Source organism: Variovorax atrisoli (assembly GCF_014195185.1).
Taxonomy (GTDB): Bacteria; Pseudomonadota; Gammaproteobacteria; order Burkholderiales; family Burkholderiaceae_C; genus Variovorax; species Variovorax atrisoli.
Genome location: NZ_JACIBG010000014.1, coordinates 12390 through 33433 on the forward strand (window position 1 = coordinate 12390; position 21044 = coordinate 33433).

Annotated in this window: 20 protein-coding genes and 1 pseudogene; 9 read left to right on the plus strand and 12 right to left on the minus strand. The window is 68.7% G+C overall.

The window, feature by feature from the left end; translation table 11 throughout:
* The first annotated feature begins 45 nt into the window (after positions 1-45).
* The 4 genes from pip to FHY06_RS32595 all read left to right on the plus strand — a co-directional run bounded on the left by pip (position 46) and on the right by FHY06_RS32595 (position 4738).
* Complete coding sequence (gene pip / locus FHY06_RS32580; protein ID WP_184607477.1) at positions 46-999, plus strand: prolyl aminopeptidase; 954 nt, start codon at positions 46-48, stop codon at positions 997-999.
* 79 nt (positions 1000-1078) lie between these two features.
* Positions 1079-1501, plus strand: coding sequence for a cupin domain-containing protein (locus FHY06_RS32585; RefSeq protein ID WP_019658636.1), 423 nt, complete (start codon positions 1079-1081; stop codon positions 1499-1501).
* A gap of 196 nt (positions 1502-1697) precedes the next feature.
* On the plus strand, positions 1698-4004 hold the full coding sequence (locus FHY06_RS32590; protein ID WP_184607478.1) for a TonB-dependent receptor: 2307 nt from the start codon (positions 1698-1700) through the stop codon (positions 4002-4004).
* Between the two features lie 47 nt (positions 4005-4051).
* Positions 4052-4738, plus strand: coding sequence for a Fe2+-dependent dioxygenase (locus tag FHY06_RS32595; protein WP_184607479.1), 687 nt, complete (start codon positions 4052-4054; stop codon positions 4736-4738).
* Between the two features lie 39 nt (positions 4739-4777).
* Here FHY06_RS32595 and FHY06_RS32600 read toward each other — a convergent pair whose 3' ends face one another.
* Positions 4778-5386, minus strand: coding sequence for a CHAP domain-containing protein (locus FHY06_RS32600; protein ID WP_184607480.1), 609 nt, complete (start codon positions 5384-5386; stop codon positions 4778-4780).
* A 136-nt stretch (positions 5387-5522) separates the two neighbouring features.
* Between FHY06_RS32600 and FHY06_RS35200 the strand changes: the two are divergent.
* The 3 genes and pseudogenes from FHY06_RS35200 to FHY06_RS32615 all read left to right on the plus strand — a co-directional run.
* A pseudogene (locus FHY06_RS35200) lies at positions 5523-5858 on the plus strand (response regulator); the annotation flags it as partial.
* A 229-nt stretch (positions 5859-6087) separates the two neighbouring features.
* The gene (locus FHY06_RS35205; protein WP_409327481.1) at positions 6088-6390 is read left to right on the plus strand and encodes a sensor histidine kinase; all 303 of its coding nucleotides are present in this window, start codon (positions 6088-6090) and stop codon (positions 6388-6390) included.
* A gap of 53 nt (positions 6391-6443) precedes the next feature.
* Positions 6444-7376, plus strand: a complete 933-nt coding sequence (locus tag FHY06_RS32615) for a DUF2167 domain-containing protein (RefSeq protein WP_026346872.1) — start codon at positions 6444-6446, stop codon at positions 7374-7376.
* Between the two features lie 12 nt (positions 7377-7388).
* Here the strand turns inward: FHY06_RS32615 and FHY06_RS32620 are convergent, their stop codons facing one another.
* From FHY06_RS32620 to FHY06_RS32645, 6 genes are read right to left on the minus strand one after another with little or no spacing between them, the layout of a single operon-like run.
* Entirely contained in the window at positions 7389-8177 is a 789-nt protein-coding gene (locus tag FHY06_RS32620; RefSeq protein WP_019658646.1) for an enoyl-CoA hydratase/isomerase family protein, read from the minus strand.
* Positions 8178-8179: 2 nt separating this feature from the next.
* Positions 8180-9010 (minus strand): SDR family NAD(P)-dependent oxidoreductase, encoded by an 831-nt coding sequence (locus FHY06_RS32625; protein WP_019658647.1) that lies wholly within the window; start codon positions 9008-9010, stop codon positions 8180-8182.
* 31 nt (positions 9011-9041) lie between these two features.
* Positions 9042-9461 carry a MaoC family dehydratase gene (locus tag FHY06_RS32630; protein WP_019658648.1) on the minus strand — a complete coding sequence of 140 codons (420 nt, stop codon included), beginning with the start codon at positions 9459-9461 and terminating at the stop codon, positions 9042-9044.
* A 17-nt stretch (positions 9462-9478) separates the two neighbouring features.
* On the minus strand, positions 9479-9919 hold the full coding sequence (locus FHY06_RS32635; RefSeq protein ID WP_019658649.1) for a MaoC family dehydratase N-terminal domain-containing protein: 441 nt from the start codon (positions 9917-9919) through the stop codon (positions 9479-9481).
* Positions 9920-9935: 16 nt separating this feature from the next.
* Positions 9936-11120, minus strand: coding sequence for a lipid-transfer protein (locus FHY06_RS32640; RefSeq protein WP_184607481.1), 1185 nt, complete (start codon positions 11118-11120; stop codon positions 9936-9938).
* A 44-nt stretch (positions 11121-11164) separates the two neighbouring features.
* On the minus strand, positions 11165-12724 hold the full coding sequence (locus tag FHY06_RS32645; protein ID WP_184607482.1) for a long-chain-fatty-acid--CoA ligase: 1560 nt from the start codon (positions 12722-12724) through the stop codon (positions 11165-11167).
* Between the two features lie 110 nt (positions 12725-12834).
* On the opposite strand from FHY06_RS32645, the gene FHY06_RS32650 reads away from it, so the two are divergent.
* Both FHY06_RS32650 and FHY06_RS32655 read left to right on the plus strand, forming a co-directional pair.
* Positions 12835-13860 (plus strand): AraC family transcriptional regulator, encoded by a 1026-nt coding sequence (locus FHY06_RS32650; RefSeq protein ID WP_184607483.1) that lies wholly within the window; start codon positions 12835-12837, stop codon positions 13858-13860.
* A gap of 49 nt (positions 13861-13909) precedes the next feature.
* Entirely contained in the window at positions 13910-14491 is a 582-nt protein-coding gene (locus FHY06_RS32655; protein ID WP_019658653.1) for a GbsR/MarR family transcriptional regulator, read from the plus strand.
* Positions 14492-14525: 34 nt separating this feature from the next.
* On the opposite strand, the gene cydX is transcribed toward FHY06_RS32655, so the two are convergent.
* From cydX to cydD, 5 genes are read right to left on the minus strand one after another with little or no spacing between them, the layout of a single operon-like run.
* Entirely contained in the window at positions 14526-14675 is a 150-nt protein-coding gene (cydX, locus tag FHY06_RS32660) for a cytochrome bd-I oxidase subunit CydX (RefSeq protein ID WP_019658654.1), read from the minus strand.
* A gap of 20 nt (positions 14676-14695) precedes the next feature.
* Positions 14696-15850: a cytochrome d ubiquinol oxidase subunit II gene (cydB, locus tag FHY06_RS32665; RefSeq protein WP_132798487.1), complete on the minus strand. Its 1155-nt coding sequence runs from the start codon at positions 15848-15850 to the stop codon at positions 14696-14698.
* Positions 15847-17466 carry a cytochrome ubiquinol oxidase subunit I gene (locus tag FHY06_RS32670; protein WP_184607484.1) on the minus strand — a complete coding sequence of 540 codons (1620 nt, stop codon included), beginning with the start codon at positions 17464-17466 and terminating at the stop codon, positions 15847-15849. The genes cydB and FHY06_RS32670 overlap by 4 nt, the downstream gene beginning before the upstream one ends.
* 52 nt (positions 17467-17518) lie before the next feature.
* Positions 17519-19234 (minus strand): thiol reductant ABC exporter subunit CydC, encoded by a 1716-nt coding sequence (cydC, locus tag FHY06_RS32675; RefSeq protein ID WP_184607485.1) that lies wholly within the window; start codon positions 19232-19234, stop codon positions 17519-17521.
* The gene (gene cydD, locus FHY06_RS32680; protein WP_184607486.1) at positions 19231-20922 is read right to left on the minus strand and encodes a thiol reductant ABC exporter subunit CydD; all 1692 of its coding nucleotides are present in this window, start codon (positions 20920-20922) and stop codon (positions 19231-19233) included. The genes cydC and cydD overlap by 4 nt, the downstream gene beginning before the upstream one ends.
* Positions 20923-21044: the final 122 nt, after the last annotated feature.

The following is a 21044-nucleotide window of genomic DNA, read 5'->3' on the forward strand; positions in this document are numbered from 1 at the left end:
CATGTTGCCCATCGCCCAATCACGAACAGACAGAGGAAGCATCCGATGACCGAAATGCGCCAGCCATATCCTCCGATCGAGCCCTACGAAAGCGGCATGCTCGACGTCGGCGACGGCCACCAGATCTACTACGAGCGCTGCGGCACGCCCGGTGCCAAGCCGGCCGTGTTCCTGCACGGCGGGCCCGGCGGCGGCATCTCGCCGGAGCACCGCCGGCTGTTCGATCCCGCGCGCTACGACCTGACCCTGTTCGACCAGCGCGGCTGCGGCCGCTCGCTGCCGCATGCAGGCCTGGAAGCCAACACGACCTGGCACCTGGTCGCCGACATCGAGCGCCTGCGCGAGCGCGCCGGCGTCGACAAGTGGCTGGTGTTCGGCGGCTCGTGGGGCTCCACGCTCGCCCTCGCCTACGCCCAGAAGCACCCCGAGCGCGTGAGCGAACTGGTGCTGCGCGGCATCTACACCGTGACCCGTGCGGAGCTCCAGTGGTACTACCAGTTCGGCGTGTCGGAGATGTTCCCCGACAAGTGGGAGAAGTTCCAGGCGCCCATTCCCGAGGCCGAGCGCGGCGACATGATCGCCGCCTACCGCAAGCGGCTCACCGGTGACGACCCGGTCGTGCGGATCGAGGCGGCACGCGCCTGGAGCGTGTGGGAGGCCGAGACCATCACACTGCTGCCGAGCCCCGGGCTTGCCCAGTCCCACGCCGAAGATCATTTCGCACTGGCCTTCGCACGGCTGGAGAACCACTACTTCGTGCACGACGCCTGGCTGGAGGAAGGCCAGCTGCTGCGCGACGCGCATCGGCTGCACGGCATCCCCGGCGTGATCGTGCACGGCCGCTACGACATGCCCTGCCCCGCGCGCTACGCCTGGGCGCTGCACAAGGCGTGGCCAGAGGCGGAGTTCCACCTGATCGAAGGTGCGGGGCATGCCTATTCGGAGCCCGGCATCCTCGACCGGCTGCTGCGCGCGACCGACGGCTTCGCCAGCCGCTGAGCCGCTCGTCCACGGCCCTGCGCGGGAACGCTTTATGCGTGCTGCACTGCAACACCCACCACCTGCGAAGGAGCGCCCCATGCTGGACCGTACCGCCACCCAGTTCTCCCACGTGAAGCCCGGTGACACCGAATTCGTGTCGGGTGGTTTGCGTGACTTCTTCCTCTATCGCGACCTGGGCGTGGCGGAGGCCACCAACGGCAAGGTGATCGCGCATCTGGTCAAGGCCAACATGGCACCGGAAACGGGCACCGGCTGGCACCGCCATGAGGCGGACTTCCAGATCGTGATCATGGTCAAGGGCTGGGCCCGTTTCATGTACGAGGACAAGGAAACCCTGGTCGAGGCCGGCGACGTGGTGCACCAGCGCCCGGGCATCCGCCACTTCCTGTTCGACTACTCGCCCGACATGGAGTACCTGGAGATCGTCTCGCCCGCGGACTTCAAGAGCATCGACGTGGAGCCGGTGTGCGAGGTGCCGGCGCCTACGCCCTGGAAGTGAAACCGGGTCGATCGCCCGGAAGACGGCGGGCCTGAAGCCGACGGCAGGAAACCTGTCTTCCACCTGACCTCCACGGTAAAGAAGGCGAGCTGTCTCCTCAGCCAGACACCAGGGGCAAGCAAGCCACAAACGAGAGTCATTCGCAGCCAGAATCCCGGCCGGTGGTGCTTTTGTCCGCACCTTCCGAGATTCGACGATGACCAGCACCTCACTTCCCTCGCGTCGCCGCACGCCGGTCGCACTTGCCCTGATCGGCCTGTGCGCCTCTCCCCTTCCCGCCGCCTTCGCCCAGCAGCAGCAGCAACAGCAGCCGCCACGCCAGGAACAGACCACCCAGTCCTCCCCCGCTCCCGGCACCTCGGTCCCCGGCACGCTGCGTGAAGTGCAGGTCCAGGGCGCCCAGGATAAGGACAGCTTCGGCGCCAACGCGTCCTCGCTGAGCCGTCTGCCGGCCGACCTGCGCGATGCGCCGCAGTCCATCACCGTGATCAACCAGGCAGTGATGCAGTCGCAGGGCGCGACCTCGCTGGCGAGCGCGCTGCGCAATGTGCCGGGCCTCACGATCGGCGGCGCCGAAGGCGGGCAGATCGGCACCAACATCAACCTCAACGGCTTCTCGGCGCGCACCGACATCTACCTCGACGGCGCACGCGATCGCGCCCAGTACTACCGCGACACCTTCGCGCTAGAGTCGGTCGAGGTGCTGATGGGGCCGTCGTCGATGCTGTTCGGACGCGGCTCCACCGGCGGCGTGATCAACCAGGTCACCAAGAAGCCTTCGCTCACGCCTTCTGGCGAGGTCTCGGTGTCGGCGAGCACCACCGGCCTCGTGCGCTCCACCATCGACGTCAACCGTCCGATGTCCGACACCTCGGCCTTCCGCATCGCGGCCATGGGCCAGCAAGGCGACGCCAGCACGCGGGAGCAGACGAAGCTGAAGGACTTCGGCCTCGACGCCTCGCTGAAGTTCGGCATCAACACGCCCACGCAGGTCACGCTCTCGGCGCTGGTGCAGCACAACCGCGACCAGCCCGACTACGGCCTGCCGCCGCTGAACGGCCATCCGGTGAAGGTCGACCGCGACACGGCCTACGGCTTCAAGGACGACCGCACCATCTCCGACATCCAGGCCTTCAGCGCGGTGGTGCAGCACAAGCTCACGCCCGATACCTCGATCCGCAACCAGACGCAATACAACGACGTGACCACCGATGCGCGCGAGACGGCGCCGCAGAGCATCGGCACGCTGTCGGCCAAGGGCGTGTTCACGCCCTTTTCCACTGGCACCACGGCCGTGCCGGCGGCCGCGTTCTCGACGCTGCCGCTCGACACGCTGTGGGTGCGCCAGCAGAGCCATGACCGCAGGATCCGCGACAAGTCTCTGTTCAACCTGACCGAGCTCAACACGAAGTTCGCCACCGGCTCCATCAAGCACACGCTGCTCGCGGGCCTGGAACTGGGCCACGACACCTACGCCAACCAGGCCTACTACCGCAACGGCAGCTGCGCGGGCGTGGCGCTGAACCCGGCCGGCGGCACCAGCGGCTACGCGACCTGCTCGCCGCTGCTCGCGCCCTACCAGGGCGACACGCCAGCCACGGCGCCTTCGCTGCCCGGCAATCTGGCCACCGCACACGCGACCACCGTGGCTGGCTACGTGAACGACACCATCGAGCTGACCCCGCAGTGGAAGCTGGTGGCCGGCGTACGGCAGGACCACTACAGCGCACGCATCTACAACTCCATCCCGACCGCGACCACGCTCGCCACCGAGAGCCAGACCGTCGACTTCACCAGCGTGCGCGCCGGCGCGATCTGGCAGCCCACGCCCGAGCAGTCGTACTACGTGTCGTACAGCACCTCGTTCAACCCCTCGCTCGAGCAGCTCGTGGCCACCACCGGCGCCACGCAGCCGCTGCCGCCGCAGAAGAACAAGGCCTACGAGCTCGGCGGCAAGTGGGACTTCAACGACGGCAATCTGTCGCTGACCGCCGCGGCCTTCCAGATCACGCAGACCAACGCGCGCTCGCAGAACAGCGACGGCACCTACAGCGCGACCGGCACCGTACGCGTGAACGGCGCGCGCGCAGGCGTCGCGGGCCGCGTCACCGACAAGCTGCAGCTCTTCGGTGCCTACACGCACCTGGACGCGACCATCGTCGACGGCATCGCACCGGGCACGCTCGGCAAGGTGCCCGCCAACACGCCGAAGGATGCGGCCAGCCTGTGGGCCACCTACGCGATCACACCCGAGTGGGAGATCGGCGGCGGCACCACCTACAGCGCGAAGCGATTCGCCAACAACACGGACCTGGTGCAGGTCGGCGGCTACGTGCGGCTGGACGCGATGCTGGCTTACCATCAGCCGAAGTACGACATCCGGCTGAACCTGTTCAACCTGGCCAACCGGCACTACTACGACGCGCTGATCCCCTCGGACGGCGGCCGCGCGGTGCCGGGCTCGGGCCGAGCCGCCACGCTGTCGTTCACCTACCGGCTCTGACGGGGCCTCGCAAGCGCCTCGAAGCGCATCGGAAAGAAAGACACGCCATGCTGGTCTGCATTCCCGGCATCCTCGACCGCGAGGCGCTCGCGGCGGTCCGCTCGCGCCTCGAAGCCGCGGGCGACGCATGGGTCAATGGCCGCGTCACCGCGGGCCACCAGGGCGCGCCGGTCAAGTTCAACCAGCAGATCGACGAAGGCTCGCAGGTCGCGTTCGAATGCCAGTCCATCGTGGCGAGCGCGCTGGAGCGGCACCCCACCTTCATCAGCGCCGCGCTGCCCAACCTGCTGTATCCGCCGATGTTCAACCGCTACGGCGAGGGCATGCGCTTCGGCCTGCACGTGGACGGTGGCGTGCGCATCGACCCGCGCACCGGCCGCAAGCTGCGCACCGATCTCTCGGCCACGATCTTCCTGTCGGAGGCCGACAGCTACGACGGCGGCGAGCTGCAGATGGAAGACACGCACGGCATGCAGACGGTGAAGCTCGCGGCCGGCGACATGGTGCTCTACCCCGCCACCAGCCTGCACCAGGTAACGCCCATCACCCGCGGCGTGCGGCTCGCGTGCTTCTTCTGGGTGCAGAGCCTCGTGCGCGACGCGGGCGACCGTGCGCTGCTCTTCGACATGGACAACGCCATCCAGCGCCTCAACCAGAGCGGCGCCGACGAGTCGGCCCGCCGCACGCTGACCGGGACGTATCACAACCTGCTTCGCAAATGGAGCGACACCTGAGTTGATTGAACTCCCGCAGCACGCCGGGCGGACAGCAAGTCAGACCACGATCGTGCGGCACCACGCATAGATGCTGCGCGGCTGCCGCTCGAAGATCTCCAGAGAGGTGATCTTGATGGCGTCGAACGGCGCCACCTTGAAATTGACCGCCGAGCAGTGCGCCACCAGCCGGGCGTGGCCATCGGCATCGGCTTCCATCACAAGGCCCACGTGGCCGTAGTTCTCGCCGCTCCCCGCCTTCGGGTAGACGACGAGAGCGCCCGGGGTGGCCCGGGCTCGCCGTTCGAAGCGCACGCCGGCGCCCATGGCATCGGCCCAGATGCTGTCGGTGTAGATCCAGCCGGCGGCATCCGTGTAAGGCGCCGGATCGCTCTTTCTGCCGAAGCCGAGCGCCCAGCACACGAAGCCCGAGCAGTCGCAGGCGGGCACCACCAGCGCCGGATCGTGCACGTCGAGTCCCGCCGCCTGAGCCAATGGCTCCAGGGCGTGTTGCTGCGCCACGGGAAGCGTCGGCCACAACTGGCCGACCGGCAACGGGCTCGTCGGCGATGCCGCGGCTGCGGACCGCCCACCCTCGCCGAGCCAGTAGACAGTGCCCTGCCCACAGGCCGAATGCGCACGCTCCAGGACATCGTCAACTCGGTACATACGGCTCCTTCGGGCTCTTCCTCCGAAAATAACCGGGGCGCCGCCGGATGGCGATACCGCATAAGCGCTATGGATCGACGGCGAACGACGGCAAAGAATGGAGTCATACACTGCGCCCGAACAGCCTGGAGTGGGAATGAAAATCCGCGTGCTGATAGTCGAGGACGAGCCGGAATTCATGCGCCGGTTCTCCACCGCCGTGCTGGCCGACCCAGGACTTTCACTGACGGCATCGGTATCGACCGGTGCCGCGGCGATGGCGCTGCTGGCGGCCCAGCCTCCGGACGTACTGCTGCTCGACCTCGGCCTGCCGGACATGGATGGCACCGAGCTGATCCGCCACATCGCCATTCACCACCCCGCATGCGACGTGCTCGTGGTGACCATGTTCGGCGACGACCAGCATGTGATCGCCGCGCTGGAAGCCGGTGCGACCGGCTACCTGCTCAAGGACGCGGGCGCGGACCGCATCGCCACCAGCATCCATGAGCTGCACGCAGGCGGTTCACCCATCAGCCCGGGCATCGCGCGCCGCATCCTGGCGCGCATGCGCACGGCCACGAGCCCTCCGCGCAACGAGAGCCCGCGGGATGCGGTGCTGACGCCGCGAGAGACGGAACTGCTGCGCCTCACGGCCAAGGGCCTCAGCTTCGACGCCATCGGGCAGCTCCTGCAGATCTCGCCCCCATGGTGGCGTGCTCGTGGGTGCGCGGCGGCATCGGGAAGGCATTCGCATCGATGTCTGCGACACCGGCATCGGCATTCCTGCGCAGCATCAGGCACGCGTCTTCGAGGCGTTCTACAGGATCGACTCCCCCGAGCGGCCAGCCGCGCACGAATGCGGCCTGGGACTCGGGCTGGCCACGGTGCAGCGGCTGGCCGATCTGCAGGAAGCGAGGGTTCGGCTGCGGTCACGGCCCGGTCGGGGCACGGTGATGTCCGTCGTGCTGCCGGCCTCGGGCGGTCATGCGCACAACCTGTTCGGCAACCGGCGCGATAGCTGAGCTCTTTAAACTTGCCCCGCTCACCAAACCGAAAACAACCGAGGAGAGAGAACTTGCGTATTCAAACCGCCCGCCTGACGGCCGGCGTGCTGCTCGCGTGCGCCGCTTTCGTGGCGCAAACCAGCCAAGCCGCATCGCCGACCACCACCCCGTCCACACCTTCCACTCAGGCCTCGACCGCCAGCTCGCTCGAAGCCGAACAGGACGCCGCCTTCAAGGCCGCAAAAGCCGTGCAGAAGGTCGGCCCCGTCGACATCACGCTGCGCGACCAGGCCCACCTCCACCTGCCCGCCGGCTACGTGTGGGTGCCGACGCCCGCTGCCGCGCAGCTCATGCGCAGCATGGGCAACCGCACCGACGACACCTTCATCGGCGCGATCTTCCCCGCCGACGACGCCGACTGGATGGCGGTGGTGAAGTTCGTGAAGGAGGGCTACATCAAGGACGACGACGCCAAGGACTGGAACGCCGACGACCTGCTCAAGAGCCTGAAGGAAGGCACCGAGGCCGCGAACGAGGAGCGCGCCAAGCGCGGCATCCCGTCCATCGAGGTCACGGGCTGGGCGCAGAAGCCGCAGTACGACGCCTCCTCGCACCGCCTCGTGTGGTCGGCCCTGTCGAAGCGCAAGGGCAGCACCGACGGCAACCAGGGCGTCAACTACAACACCTACGCACTGGGCCGCGAGGGCTACCTGAGCCTGAACCTCATCACCAACGCGAAGGACCTCGACAAGTACAAGCCCGACGCGAGCAAGCTCCTCGGTGCGATCCAGTACGACGACGGGAAGAAGTACGCGGACTTCAACTCGTCCACCGACAAGGTCGCCGCCTATGGGCTGGCCGCACTGGTGGCCGGCGCGGCAGTGAAGAAGCTGGGCCTGTTCGCGGTCATCGCGGCCTTCCTCGCCAAGTTCGCGAAGCTGGCGGTGGTGGCCGGCGGCGCGGCGCTGTGGGGCATCGCGAAGCTGTTCAAGCGCAACGGCTGAGGACCGCGGCGTTCAGCTTCCCTTGAAACTGGGCGCGCGCTTCTCCACGAACGCGGTCACGCCCTCCCGGGCGTCGGCGCTGCCTGCACGTTCGCGCAGCAGCCTGTGTTCCAGCGCAAGGTGCTGCTCGAAGGGCCGGCCGGGCGCGCCCGCGCAGAGCTCCTTGATGCCGGCGAAGGATGCGCTCGCACCACGCGCGAGCCGAGCCGCCAGCGCTTCGGCAGCAGCCGCGAGTTCGTCGTCCGGGTGAAGCGCATCGACCGCACCCCACGCAAGGCAGCGCTGGCTGTCGATGGCATCGCTGAGCATCAGCAGCTGCTGCGCGCGCACCGGCCCCACGCGGCGCGCGAGGAAGTACGAGGCACCCGCATCCGGCGACAGCCCGATGGCCGCATAGCCCGTACGCAGCTTCATCGATTCGGCAGCGAGCACGAAGTCGCCGCACAGTGCCAGCCCCACGCCTGCGCCGCCGACGGATCCGTTCACCGCGACGACCAGCGGCGCAGGGTTGTTCGACAGTCGCAGCAGTGCAGGGTGCAAGCGGTCCAGGATCTCATCGACCAGGGCCGGCAGCGCTTCGCCAGCCGCCACGAACTCGTCGATGTCACCGCCGGCGCAGAACACGCGGCCCTCTCCGGTCAGCAGGATGACGCGCGGCTTGCCCGCCAGCACTTCGTCGATGGCCCGCACCAGCGCGTGGCCGCTGCGAACCCCTATCGCGTTGGCGCGCTCCGGCCGCTTCAGCACGATGCGGCCGATGCCCTCCTCCACGCCCCAGGCGATGCCTTCGGCGGTCTCCATGCTCAGATGCCCGTCAGGCCGCCGCTGCACATCAGCGTCTGGCCGCTCACGTAGTCCGACTCGGGCGCGCACAGGAGGTACACGGCCCCGGCCGCTTCCTCGGGCGTGCCGCCGCGCCCCAGCGGAATCGACTGCTCCATCATCGCCAGCAGCCCCGGGTTGATGCCCACCTTGATCTCGCGCCCCTCGATGTTCGCGGTGGAAGCCTCTGCGGTGCTCGCGGTGAGCCGCGTCTGGATGAAGCCGAAGGCCACGCAGTTGACCGTCACGTTCATGCGGCCCCACTCCTTGGCCAGCGTCTGCGTGAGCCCCACGATGCCGGCCTTGCCCGCCGCGTAGTTCGCCTGCCCCGCATTGCCGAAGAGCCCCGCCACGGACGAGATGTTGACCACCTTGCGCACCACGCGCCGGCCCGCCTCGGTCTCGGCCTTCGACAGCGCGCGGATCACCGGCTGCGCCGCGCGCAGGATGCGGAACGGCGCGGTCAGGTGCACGTCGATCATGGCGTACCACTGCTCGTCGGTCATCTTCTGCACGACGCTGTCCCATGTGTAGCCGGCGTTGTTGACGATGATGTCGAGCCCCTTGAACTCGCTCACCGCCGTGCCGACGAAGCGCTCGGCGAAGTCGGGCGCCGCCACGCTGCCGGTGCATGCCACCGCCTGGCCGCCGGCCGCACGGATTTCCTGCACCGTTTCCTCCGCCGGCTGTGCGTCGAGGTCGTTGACGACGATGCGCGCGCCTTCCGAAGCCAGCTTGAGCGCGATGGCCCGCCCGATGCCGCGGCCCGAGCCGGTGATGAGTGCGACCTTGCCGTCGAGCTTGGGTGTCATGTCCGAGTTCCTTCCTTGTTGGTGTGAGTTCTCAACGCAGCGCGACCAGCGCTTCGCCGGCGATGCGCGTCTGCCCGTATTGATTGGCGCTGTGCACTTCCACGCGTACGCAGTGCTCGCCTTCGTGCTCCAGCTTCTCGACCACGTGGCCGCTGCAGCGCACCGCATGCCCCAGGTGCGTGATGCCCTGGAAGCGCACGTCGAAGCGCCTCAGCTGCGACTGCGGCGCCCACTGCGTGAGCAGCCGGCCCAGCCAGGCCATGCCCAGCATGCCCTGCGCGAACACGTCGGGCATGCCCGATCTGCGCGCGAAGTCCGTGTCGATGTGGATGGGGTTGTGGTCGCCGGAGGCGCCCGCGAACAGCGCGAGCGTGGTGCGGCTCACGGGCGGCAGCTGCAGCGCGGGCAGCTCGTCGCCGACGTTCACGGTGTCGTAGGTCGGTGCATTCATCGGTGCGGGTTCCTTCGTCAATGGCGGCAGACGATCACCGCGCGCAGCTCGGCGACCAGCTCGTCGCGCTGGTTGGTGGCGCGCGACGTCTTGACGACGAACTCGAGCGCGCCGTTCTTCTTGTCGTAGATGTCGGTGATGGTGGAACGCACCGTCACGGTGTCGCCCACGCATGCGGGCCTGTGGTAGCTGAAGCCCTGCTCGCCGTGCAGCAGCTTCGACAGCGGAATGCCCAGATCGGCCAGCAGGCGGTCCGACGCCCCCGAGTCCAGCTCGGCCGCGAACAGGAACGTCGGCGGCGCGGGCAGGTCGGGGTAGCCGGCGTCGCGCGCGGCGGCGGCATCGGTGTAGACGGGGTCGGTCTCGCCGATGGCCTTGGCGAAGAACTGCAGCCGGCTTCGCTCGATGGGCAGCACCGAGGGCGGCAGTTCGTGGCCAATCCATTTCCTGTCGATCATCTGGCGGCCCTTTCTCTCAAGCCCGCTCGTAGAGCGTGACCACGCAGGCGCCGCCCAGCCCCAGGTTGTGCTGCAGCGCAATCCGCGCGCCCTCCACCTGCCGCTTGTCGGCCGTGCCGCGAAGCTGCTGGACCAGTTCCGTGCACTGCGCCAGCCCCGTGGCGCCCAGCGGATGCCCCTTCGACAGCAGCCCGCCCGACGGGTTGGTGACGACCTTGCCGCCGTAGGTGTTGTCGCCATCCACCACGAACTTCTCCGCGCCGCCCACCGGGCACAGGCCCAGCGCCTCGTAGCTCAGCAGCTCGTTGTGCGCGAAGCAGTCATGCAGCTCGACCACGTCGACGTCCTGCGGTCCGACGCCGGCTGCGTCGTACACCTTCTGCGCGGCTTCCTGCGCCATGCTGAAGCCGACCACCTCGCGCATGTCGCGGCTCTCGAAGGTGATGGGGCGGTCGGTGGTCATGGCCTGCGCCTTGATGCGCACGCTGCGGTCGAGCCCGTGGCGCTCTGCGAAGCGCGGCGAGCACACGATGGCCGCCGCCGCGCCGCAGGTGGGCGGGCAGGCCATCAGCCGCGTCATCACGCCGGGCCACATGACGGGCGCGGCCATTACTTCCTCCTCCGTGACGACGCTGCGGAACAGCGCCAGGGGGTTGTTCGCCGCGTGGCGGCTGGCCTTGGCGCGGATCTTCGCGAAGGTCGACATCTGCGTGCCGTACTGCTGCATGTGAGCCAGCCCGGCGCCGCCGAAGTAGCGCAGCGCGAGCGGCACCTGCTCGTTGCCGACCAGCTCGTCGGTGATGTTCTCGAAGTGGTCGAAGGGGCTGGGCCGGTCGTTGAACACCGCGCCGAGGGCGCCGGGGCTCATGTGCTCGAAACCCAGCGCCAGCACGCAGTCGGCCGCGCCGCTGGCCACCGCCTGGCGCGCCAGGAAGAGCGCGGTCGAGCCGGTCGAGCAGTTGTTGTTGACGTTGACGACCGGGATGCCGGTCATGCCCACCTCGTACAGCGCCCGCTGGCCGGCGGTGGAGTCGCCATAGACGTAGCCCACGTAGGCCTGCTGCACCAGCTCGTAGCCGATGCCGGCGTCCTTCAGCGCGGCATTGGTCGCCTGCGCTGCCATCTGCGGATAGGGCTGGTTCGCGCCCGGCTTGGTGAAGGGGATCATGCCGACCCCGACCACGTGAACGTCTTGACTCATGAAAGGCTCCTTGGAAGTTCGAAAAGAAAGGAAGTTGGACGGGCTCAGGCCACGCTGCGCTGCCGGCCCTGCCAGAAGGGCTCGCGCAGCTTGGTCTTCAGCACCTTGCCGGCGCCCGACAGCGGCAGCGCGTCGACGATGGCCACGCTGCGCGGGCACTTGTAGCCGGCGATCAGCGTCTTGCAGTGGGCGATCAGCTCCTGCGGCTGCACGCCCTGCCCCGGCTTGAGCACGAGCACCGCATGCACCGCCTCGCCCCACTCGTCGCTCGGAATGCCGATGACGGCGCAGGCCGCCACCGCGGAATGCTGGTTGATGGCGTTCTCGACCTCTGCCGAGTAGACGTTCTCGCCGCCGCTGATGATCATGTCCTTCATGCGGTCGACCACGAAGATGAAGCCGTCGTCGTCCATGTAGGCGCCGTCGCCGGTGTGCATCCAGCCGTCGCGCAGTGCGGCGGCGGTCTGCTCGGGCTTGTTCCAGTAGCCCTGCATCACATTGGGCCCGCGCACCGCCACCTCGCCGACTGTGCCGCGCGGCACCTCGTTGTCGTCCGCATCCACCACGCGAACCTCCATGCAAACGCTGGCGCGGCCGGCCGAACGCAGCTTGCCGCGCTTGCGGCCTTCGGCCGTGTGGAAGTACGCCGGGTTGAGCGTGGCGATGGGCGACAGCTCCGTCATGCCGTAGGCCTGCACGAAGCCCACGCCCGGGAACGCCTCCATCGCGCGGTTGAGCACCGCCTCGGAGATCGGCGAGGCGCCATAGGTGATGTTCTTCAGGCTGCTCAGGTCGCGCGGCTGCCGCATCGCAGGGTGGTCCACCAGCATCTGGATCATGGTCGGCACCAGCAGCATGCTGGTCACGCGGTCGCGCTCGATGGTGTCGAGCACGCCCTCGGGCGTGAACATCGGGATGATGGCGTGCGTGTTGCCCGTGAACCAGTGCGGCGTGGCCAGGCCCATGTCGGCCAGGTGGAACATCGGCGCGGCGTGCAGATAGCAGCCGTCGGCCGGTGCCAGCCCTTCGGCCTGCGCCGCGAGCGCCGAGCTGCAGATGTTGGTGTGGCTGAGCATCACGCCCTTGGGAAAGCCGGTGGTGCCGCCGGTGTAGAAGATGCCGGCCAGGTCCTCGCCGCGGCGCACGGCGTCGGGCACGGGGGCTGCGGCGTCGATCAGGCCTTCGTAGCTTTGCATGCCGGCGGGCACGGGGCCGTCGCCGCAGTAGACGACTTCTCGCAGGCTCTTCGACTGGCCCCGCATCTGCTCGACGACGCCGCGGAAGGTCTCGTCGACCAGCAGGATGCCGGAGCCGGAGTCTTCCAGCGAATACAGGATCTCCGCGGGCGACCAGCGGATGTTGCAGGGGTTGAGCACGCCGCCGCCCCAGGGCACGGCCAGCTGGTACTCCAGGTAGCGGTCGGAGTTGAGCGACAGCATGGCCACGCGGTCACCCGCGCGCATGCCCAGCCGCTGCAGCGCGCCGGCCAGGCGCGCCACACGGTCGGCGAAGTCGCGGAATGTCCGTGCGCGGCCGGCGAAACGCACGGCGATGGCATCGGGGCGCTGCTGCACGGCCCGGTGAAGGCCCTGGGTCAGGTACATGGGTTTGTCTCCGTCTCGTTCTTGTGCAGGCGCATGGTAGAAATCCGGCCGCCGCCCGGCGATTGCACTTCGCTTCGATCGCATGGCAGAAAAGGTCAATCGACAGACACATGCTCCAGCCGCCCGTCACCATTCCGATCGCCTTCGTCCTCGGCATGCTCTCGGGCATCCGTGCGCGTCCGGGCGAAGCGCTGGTGGACGTCGACAAGGCGCTGGAGGACGCGGGCATCGCCCCCGCGCTGCTCGACGAAGCCGCCGCCCGGATCACCGCCGAGCAGTACGTGGCCCTCTTCGCGCTGCTGATGGAGCGCATGGACGACGAGGCGCTGGGCTTTCTCACGCGCCGACTGCGCTGCGGCAGCTTCGCGCTGATGACGCGCTCCACGCTGGGCGCACGCACCTTCGAGGTGGCGCTGCGCCGCGTGGCACGCACCTTCGACCTGCTGCAGGACGATCTCTCGCTGGTGCTGCTGCACGACGGCCCCCTGGCCGGCTTCGGGCTGCGGCTGAACATCCAGCCGCCCATGCACCAGAACTTCCTGCACGAGCTGATGCTGCGGGTGTACTGGCGGCTCTTCGCATGGCTTCACGGCGGCCGGCTGGCGGCCCGGCGCTTCGACTTCGGCTTCGAGCCGCCGCCCTATGCGGACGGCTACGCGAAGGTGTTCCCGGGCCCGCTGCAGTTCGGCCAGCCGCTGTCTGCCGTGTGGTTCGACGGCGCCGCGCTCGACACGCCGGTGCACCGCGACGCGAAGGAGATCCAGGCCTTCCTGGCGGCCTCCCCGGCCAACGTGATCCTGCCCCGGCTCGCCGAACAGGCGGTGAGCGCAAAGGTGCGCGCGGTGCTGCAGCAGCACCGCCCGGCCTGGGCCGACCTTGCGACCACCGCGGGCGTGCTGCACATGTCGGTCAGCACGCTGCAGCGGCATCTGGCGACCGAGGGCACCTCGTTCCAGGCGTTGAAGGACCAGCTGCGGCGCGACCTCGCCATCGTGCGGCTCAACACCAGCACCGTGCCGCTGGCGGCGCTGGCCGAGGAGCTGGGCTTTGCCGACAGCGCGGCCTTCCAGCGCGCCTTCAAGGCATGGACCGGCGGCGCGCCCGGCTCGTACAGGCGGCGCCAGCAGGCTGATTGAGTTTTCAGGACTTTCCGGAATTACAGCCATCCGCGCGACAATCCGTCGCATGGCCAACTCTTCCGATCTCCCACCCCTCAACCGCCAGTTCGTCGCCCACTTCGGCGAGATGGGCAGCAAGTGGGGCATCAACCGCACAGTCGGGCAGATCTACGCACTCATCTTCCTCTCGGAGCGCGCGCTCAACGCCGACGAGATCGCCGAAATGCTCGAGTTCTCGCGCTCCAACGTCAGCATGGGCCTGAAGGAACTGCAGGCCTGGCGGCTGGTGCGCCTGCGGCACCATCCCGGCGACCGTCGCGAGTACTTCGAGGCGCCATCCGACGTGTGGGAAATCTTCCGCGTGCTGGCCGAGGAGCGCCGCCGCCGCGAGATCGAACCCACGCTCTCGATGCTGCGCAACGCCCTGCTCGAATCTCCCACCAGCGACGCCGAACGCCACGCGCAGGAGCGCATGCGCGAGATGCACGACCTGATCGACCGGCTGATGAAGTGGTTCGACGACGTGCAGCGGCTCGCGCCCGAGACCGCCATGAAGCTCATGGGCATGGGCGCGACCGTGACGAAGGTGCTGACGCTCAAGGACCGCATCTCGGGCGGCTCGGCGTCGAAGAAGAAGGCCGCCGAGTAGGCCGGCGGCCTTTCCATCTCTATCTCTAGTACCGCTAGAGCCGCTCCTGCCCTGCGGACGGCTCCGGCGTTTCGAGCTTGGCCTTGCGGACGGCCTCGTCGTCCATGAGCTCGTACCACATGGCGTTGAGCACTGCGAATGCGGCCGCCAGCGGCAGGCCGAGGATCCAGGCGAAGTACCACATCTTTCGTTCCTCCTTGGTTGTCAGTAGGCGTGGCCGCTCTCGTCGCGGATCGCCTGTTCGTCGACCTTGCCCCACAGCACGCGGTAGACCCAGCTCGTGTAGGCCACGACCAGCGGAATGAAGACGGCCGTGACCACCAGCATGATGAACAGCGTGAGATGGCTCGAGGACGAGTCCCACACCGTGAGGCTGGCGCGCGGGTCGATGGAAGACGGCAGGATGAACGGGAACATCGAGGCGCCAACGCTGAGGATGATGCCGGCGATGCCCAGCGCCGCAGCCAGCAGCGAAAACACCGGCCGGCGCAACGCGAGCCCGAGCAGCGCACCGAGCGCGCCGACGAAACCGGCCACGGGGGCGGCCAGCGTCCACGGATGGGCCGCATAGTTGGCGGTCCATGCACCGGCGTGCAGCTCGACCGTCTTCAGCATCGGGTTCGACGGCCCCGTCGCATCGATCACGCTGCTGATGCGGAAGCCGCCGATGCTCGTCGCCAGCAGCACGCCGGCCAGCGCATAGAGCGCGATGGTGAGCACGGCGGCGACCATGCCGTAGCTGCGCGCACGCTCGGCCACCGGCCCGGCGGTCTTCAGCAGCAGCCAGGCAGCACCGTGCATCACCAGCATCGCCACAGACACCAGCCCGCACAGGATGGCGAACGGATTCAGCAGGCCGAAGAAGCTGCCGTCGTAGAAGATGTGCATGTCGGGGTTGAAGCGGAACGGCACGCCCTGCAGCACGTTGCCCACGGCCACGCCGCAGATCAGCGCGGGGACGAAGCCGCTGAAGAACAGCACCCAGTCCCAGCGCGAGCGCCATTGCGGCGACTCGCGCTTGCTGCGGAACTTGAAGGCCACGGGCCGCAGGATCAGTGCCGTGAGGATCACGAACATCGCCAGGTAGAAGCCCGAGAACGACACGGCGTACAGCTGCGGCCAGGCCGCGAAGATCGCGCCGCCGCCCAGGATCAGCCACACCTGGTTGCCCTCCCACACCGGGCCGACGCTGTTGATGACGACGCGGCGCTCCACGTCGTTGCGCGCGGCGAAGGGCAGCAGCATGCCGCTGCCCAGGTCGAAGCCGTCGGTCACGGCGAAGCCCACCAGCAGCACGCCGATCAGCAGCCACCAGATGAAGCGCAGGGTGTCGTAGTCGAGGAGTGTGTGGAGGGTCATGCTGCGCTCCGGGTGGAAGGCGAAGGAATGGCCGCGCCCGCGTGGGCCGGCGGAATGTGCGAGAGCGTGTCGCCCTCGTCGGGCGCGTGCTCGGCCTGCGGGCCCTTGCGGATGGCCTTGAGCATCAGCTTCATCTCTATGACCAGCAGCGTCGTGTAGATCGCGATGAAGCCCGCGAGCGTCAGCAGCAGCGTCTTCGCACCGAGGTTCGACACCGCCACCGCGGTCGGCAGCACGCCCTCGATCACCCACGGCTGGCGGCCGAACTCGGCCACCAGCCAGCCAGACTCGATGGCGATCCAAGGCAGCGGGATCGCGAACACGGCGAGCTTCAGCAGCCAGCGGTGGCTGTCGAGCCTGCGGCGCGCCGAGAGCACGAAGAAGGTCGCGGTCAGCGCGATCAGCAGCATGCCGATGCCCACCATCACGCGGAACAGCCAGAACAGCGGCGCCACCTGCGGCACGGTGTCCCATGCGGCCTTGGCGATCTGCTCGTCGGTGGCCTGGCGCGGATCGTCCACGTAGCGCTTGAGCAGCAGCGCGTAGCCCATGTTGATGCCGTTGTCCTCGAAGTCGCCGCGCACGCCCTGCGTCACCTTGTCGGGGCCGCCAGCCTCGCGGATCTTCTGCAGCGCGTCGTAGGCCTTCAGGCCTTCACGGATGCGCACCTCTGCACGCTTCACGAGTTCGTCGATGCCGGGCATCACGGTGTCGAGCGAGCGCGTGCCGATCAGGCCCATCACGCCGGGAATGTGGATGGCGTAGTGCGTCTCGCGCGCCTCCTGGTCGGGAAAGCCGACGACGGTGAAGGCGGCGGGTGCGGGCTGGGTCTCCCACATGGCCTCGATGGCGGCGAGCTTCATCTTCTGGTGTTCGCCGGAGAGATAGCCGCTCTCGTCGCCGAGCACCGCCACCGACAGCGCAGCAGCCAGGCCGAACGAGGCTGCGACCGTCATCGAGCGCTTGGCGAGTTCGAGGTGGCGCCCCTTGAGCACGTACCAGGCGGAGACACCGAGCACGAACACGGCCGCGCACACATAGCCCGCCGACACGGTGTGGACGAACTTGGCCTGGGCGACCGGGTTGGTCAGGACCGCGGCGAAGTCGGTCACTTCCATGCGCATGGTCTGCGGATTGAAGGCCGCGCCCACCGGGTTCTGCATCCAGCCGTTCGCGATGAGGATCCACAGCGCCGAGAAGTTGGAGCCGATGGCCACCGCCCAGGTCGAGATCAGGTGGCCCACCTTCGAGAGCTTGTCCCAGCCGAAGAAGAACAGCCCGACGAAGGTGGCCTCCATGAAGAAGGCCATCAGACCCTCGATGGCCAGCGGCGCGCCGAAGATGTCGCCGACGTAGTGGCTGTAGTAGCTCCAGTTCATGCCGAACTGGAACTCCATCACGATGCCGGTGGCGACGCCCATCGCGAAGTTGATGCCGAAGAGCACGCCCCAGAATTTCGTCATGTCGCGCCAGATCACGCGGCCGGTCATGACGTAGACCGTCTCCATGATGGCGATGATGATCGAGAGTCCGAGCGTCAACGGCACGAACAGGAAGTGGTACAGCGCCGTGACGGCGAACTGCAGGCGCGATAGCGCGACGATGTCTAAGTCCATGATGTGGTTCTTCCTTCTTTGCTTTTCTTTCCCTGTTCGGCGGCTTTGCGGTTCAGTCGGGCCGCAGGCTGCGCAGCGCGGCATCGAAAGCCTCGCTGCCGCGGTGCAGGTCGGCGACGATGCGGCCCTGGTCGACACGCACGAGGCGGTCGGCGAGCGCGGCCTCGCGGCGCAAGTGGGTGGCGATCAGCAGGGTTCGGCCTCCTGCTTGCTGGGCGAGGCGCTGCAGCACGTCGTGTGCGGTCGCGGCGTCGAGCGCCTCGGTGGGCTCGTCGAGCAGCCACAGGGGCACGTCGCGCAGCAGCAGCCGGGCCAGCGCGAGGCGGCGCGACTGGCCGCCAGAGAGGCCGAGGCCGCCTTCACCGAGGCGGGTGTCGAGGCCGGTGCCCAGGGCACGCACCTCGTCTTGCAGTCCTGCCGCCTGCAGCACGACATGCAGTTGTTCGTCGGTGGCTTCCGGGGCTGCGAGGCGAAGGTTGTCGCGCAGGCTGTCCTGGAAGAGTTCGGTGCGCTGGGTCAGCAGGCAGGCTGGCTGCGCGAGAACGCTGCCGCACAGGGGCGCGATCTCGCCTGCGATGGCGGCGAGCAGCGTGGACTTGCCCGCGCCGCTCGCCCCGATGAGCGCGACACGCTCGCCTGCGCGCAGGGTCAACGAGGCTTCGGTGAGGACCGGCGTGCCACTGTCGCCATAGGTCACGGAGACTTGCTCAAGTCGCAGTGCGATTCCGGAGCCTGGGGAGTTCGTCATTTCACCGGGCTCGTCGGCGGATCCATCCATGCGGGGAGCAAGTCGCCGTACCGCCAGCCAGGTGCGGCCCGCGTCGAGCGCACCGCGGCGCAGGGCTGCGAAGGGCTCCGTCGCCGTGAGCGCCACCAGCAGCGCGAGCGCCGCCGCCGGTGCGCCGATCACGCCGTCGCCTACCAGCAGGCCGACGGCCAGCAGCACGCCGACGAGCGTCAGGGTGCCGGCGCTGCCGTAGGCGAACCCTGCCGATGCCTCGAGCCTGTTCAGCGCGAGGTCGGCCTTGGCGAGTTGCGCATCTGCGGCCATCAAGGCCTCGCGTTGGGCATCGATGCGGCCTGCCATCACCAGGTCGGTCTGCCCCGCCACCAGATCGACGGCGCGGGCACGCATCGCCTCGATGGCATGGGCGCGCCGCACGGCCGGCCGGCGGGCACGCCTGGCGACGATCGACGCGATGCCCCAGCCGACGGCCACCAGCCACAGCGCCAGCGCGAGGCCCATGGCCACATGCATGAAGCCGAGCACCGCGCCCGCCAGCAAGGCAGCGCCGAGCGCCGCGGCCGCCGGCACGAGCAGGCGCAGATAGAGCGATTCGAGCGCGTCGATATCGGCAGTCAGCCGGAACAGCAGACGCGCCGGACGCATCAGCAGCCGGCGCGCCGCCTCTGCCCTGGACCAGCCACGGAACAGGCGCACGCGCATGTCGGCGAGCACGGCGAAGGTGGCATCGTGCGTCACCAGACGCTCCCCATAGCGCGATGCGGTGCGGCCGAGCGCGAGCAGGCGGATGCCGGCAGAAGGCATGAACACGTCGAAGGTGAAGGCCGTGGCGGCATGCAGGCCCGCCAGCGCGGTCGCTGTGATGAACCAGCCGGACAGGCCCAGCAGTGCCATGCCCGCGAGCACCGTGATAGCCGCGAGCAGGCAGCCCAGCAGCAGCCACCGCGGCTGCGTGGCGAGGAAGGGGCGCAGCACCAGGCGCAGGTCGCGCCAGTTCGTGCTCGGGCGGGAAGTCTTGTTCATGCCGCCTTCTCCATCGCTTCTGCGCTGCCCAGGCTCACGGCGCGGTCCATGCGCGCGGCCAGCGCCGGGTCGTGCGTCGCGACGATGAGGGTCTTGCCGCGGGCCAGCGCCAGCAGCGCATCGGTCACCCGCTCGGCGGTTTCGGTGTCGAGGTGCGCGGTGGGCTCGTCGACCAGCAGCAGGTCGGCATGCGGATGGACCGCGATGCGCGCGAGCGCGAGGCGCACGGCCTCGCCGCCGGAAAGGCCCTGCCCGCCCTCGCCCAGCGAGGTGGCCGGATGCGCCTGCACCACCGACTGAAGCGATGCGAAGCGCATGGCTTTGGTGACACGCCGGGTGTCGGCATCGAGGCGGCCCAGGGCTACGTTGGCCTCGACCGAACCGGCAAAGACGTGCGGCGCCTGCCCCATCCAGCCCATGCGCTCGCGCAGGGAGGCCACCGTGCGGCCGGTAAGTGCAACGCCGCCGATGGAGATCTCGCCGCGCGTCGCCGGCACGAGGCCCGCGATCATCGACAGCAACGCGGTCTTGCCGCTGCCGCTCGGGCCCGTCAGCGCGACGTGCTCCCCGGAGGCGATGCGCAGCTGGCAGCCGTCGAAGACTTCCTGCGGCTCGCCGGGCCAGGAGAAATGCAGGTCGCGGATGACGACGGCCGGCGCTCCAGCGTGAGCATTCGTCGTCGCGCGTGTCAGCGAGGCGCTCGCGCCGGGCAGAGGCAGTTCGTTTCGCTGCAGGCGGTCGAGCGCCTCCTGCGCGGCCTCGCCGGCGGCGCGGTCGTGCCAGACCATCGACAACTCGCGCAGAGGCTCGAAGAACGCGGGAGCCAGCAGCAGCACGAACAGGCCCTCGCCCAGGCTCAGCGTGCGCCCCCAGGTGCCGAAGCCGATGGAGCCGAGCAGGTGGAAGCCGACGTAGGCGGCCACCAGCGCCACGCCCAGCGCCGAGAAGAGCTCGAGCACGGCCGAGGAAAGGAACGCAATGCGCAGCACGGCCATCGTGCGGCGGCGCAGCGACTGGGCCGCATCGCCCAGGCGCCGGGCGGTGATCTCGACGGCGCCCAGCGAGCGCAGCGTGGCGAGGCCGCGCAGCCGGTCGAGCAGGAAGGCGTTCATGCCGCCGAGCTCCACCATCTGCGCCTCGCTCGCGGCCCTGGCACGCCATCCGACGATGGCCATGAAGATCGGGATGAGCGGCGCGGCGGCCAGGAGAACCAGCGCAGCCACCCAGGAGAAAGCGGCCACCGCGCACAGGATGAAGATCGGCACCACCGTCGCGCGCCAACGCGCGGGCTGGTAGCGCACGAGGTACGGCACCAGCGCCTCGGCCTGCTCGGCGAGCACGCTGGCAGCCAGACCTGAATGCGCGCGGCTGCGATCGAGCGGCGAACCGGCAGCCAGCGCCAAGGCGGTCTGTGCGCGCAGCGCGGTGAGCTGCGCGCGTGCACGGGTGAAGGTCCGGCGGGCACCCCAGGCCTCGCACGCAGCCCTCGCCAGCCCGAGCAGCAGGATCGCCGCGGCAGGCCAGGTGACGGCCGCGAAGCCATGCCCCGAAGCCAGGCCCTGCACCGCCATCGCCAGCAACGCCGCCTGTGGCAGCCAGAACAGCGCGGCCGCGCCCTGCACCACACCACCCGCGTCCAGCGACGCGGAAGCCCGCAGCGGCGATCTGGGTGGCAGGTGCTTGGTCATTCCTTGTTTTCGTGAATTTTCAGTATTTACTGAAATTTCCACAATCATACCGGAGACGGAGGCGACTGACGAGCCCGCAGACTGCCCTCTCCCGCACGGGAGCGCAACAGGTTCAGGAGGAT

What these genes read in the sequence shown, in the direction of transcription:
- pip (WP_184607477.1), top strand. Translation starts at nt 46, where the DNA reads ATGACCGAAATGCGCCAGCCATATCCTCCGATCGAGCCCTACGAAAGC.
- FHY06_RS32585 (WP_019658636.1), top strand. Translation starts at nt 1,079, where the DNA reads ATGCTGGACCGTACCGCCACCCAGTTCTCCCACGTGAAGCCCGGTGAC.
- FHY06_RS32590 (WP_184607478.1), top strand. Translation starts at nt 1,698, where the DNA reads ATGACCAGCACCTCACTTCCCTCGCGTCGCCGCACGCCGGTCGCACTT.
- FHY06_RS32595 (WP_184607479.1), top strand. Translation starts at nt 4,052, where the DNA reads ATGCTGGTCTGCATTCCCGGCATCCTCGACCGCGAGGCGCTCGCGGCG.
- FHY06_RS32600 (WP_184607480.1), bottom strand. Translation starts at nt 5,386, where the DNA reads ATGTACCGAGTTGACGATGTCCTGGAGCGTGCGCATTCGGCCTGTGGG.
- FHY06_RS32620 (WP_019658646.1), bottom strand. Translation starts at nt 8,177, where the DNA reads ATGGAGACCGCCGAAGGCATCGCCTGGGGCGTGGAGGAGGGCATCGGC.
- FHY06_RS32625 (WP_019658647.1), bottom strand. Translation starts at nt 9,010, where the DNA reads ATGACACCCAAGCTCGACGGCAAGGTCGCACTCATCACCGGCTCGGGC.
- FHY06_RS32630 (WP_019658648.1), bottom strand. Translation starts at nt 9,461, where the DNA reads ATGAATGCACCGACCTACGACACCGTGAACGTCGGCGACGAGCTGCCC.
- FHY06_RS32635 (WP_019658649.1), bottom strand. Translation starts at nt 9,919, where the DNA reads ATGATCGACAGGAAATGGATTGGCCACGAACTGCCGCCCTCGGTGCTG.
- FHY06_RS32640 (WP_184607481.1), bottom strand. Translation starts at nt 11,120, where the DNA reads ATGAGTCAAGACGTTCACGTGGTCGGGGTCGGCATGATCCCCTTCACC.
- FHY06_RS32645 (WP_184607482.1), bottom strand. Translation starts at nt 12,724, where the DNA reads ATGTACCTGACCCAGGGCCTTCACCGGGCCGTGCAGCAGCGCCCCGAT.
- FHY06_RS32650 (WP_184607483.1), top strand. Translation starts at nt 12,835, where the DNA reads ATGCTCCAGCCGCCCGTCACCATTCCGATCGCCTTCGTCCTCGGCATG.
- FHY06_RS32655 (WP_019658653.1), top strand. Translation starts at nt 13,910, where the DNA reads ATGGCCAACTCTTCCGATCTCCCACCCCTCAACCGCCAGTTCGTCGCC.
- cydX (WP_019658654.1), bottom strand. Translation starts at nt 14,675, where the DNA reads ATGTGGTACTTCGCCTGGATCCTCGGCCTGCCGCTGGCGGCCGCATTC.
- cydB (WP_132798487.1), bottom strand. Translation starts at nt 15,850, where the DNA reads ATGACCCTCCACACACTCCTCGACTACGACACCCTGCGCTTCATCTGG.
- FHY06_RS32670 (WP_184607484.1), bottom strand. Translation starts at nt 17,466, where the DNA reads ATGGACTTAGACATCGTCGCGCTATCGCGCCTGCAGTTCGCCGTCACG.
- cydC (WP_184607485.1), bottom strand. Translation starts at nt 19,234, where the DNA reads ATGAACAAGACTTCCCGCCCGAGCACGAACTGGCGCGACCTGCGCCTG.
- cydD (WP_184607486.1), bottom strand. Translation starts at nt 20,922, where the DNA reads ATGACCAAGCACCTGCCACCCAGATCGCCGCTGCGGGCTTCCGCGTCG.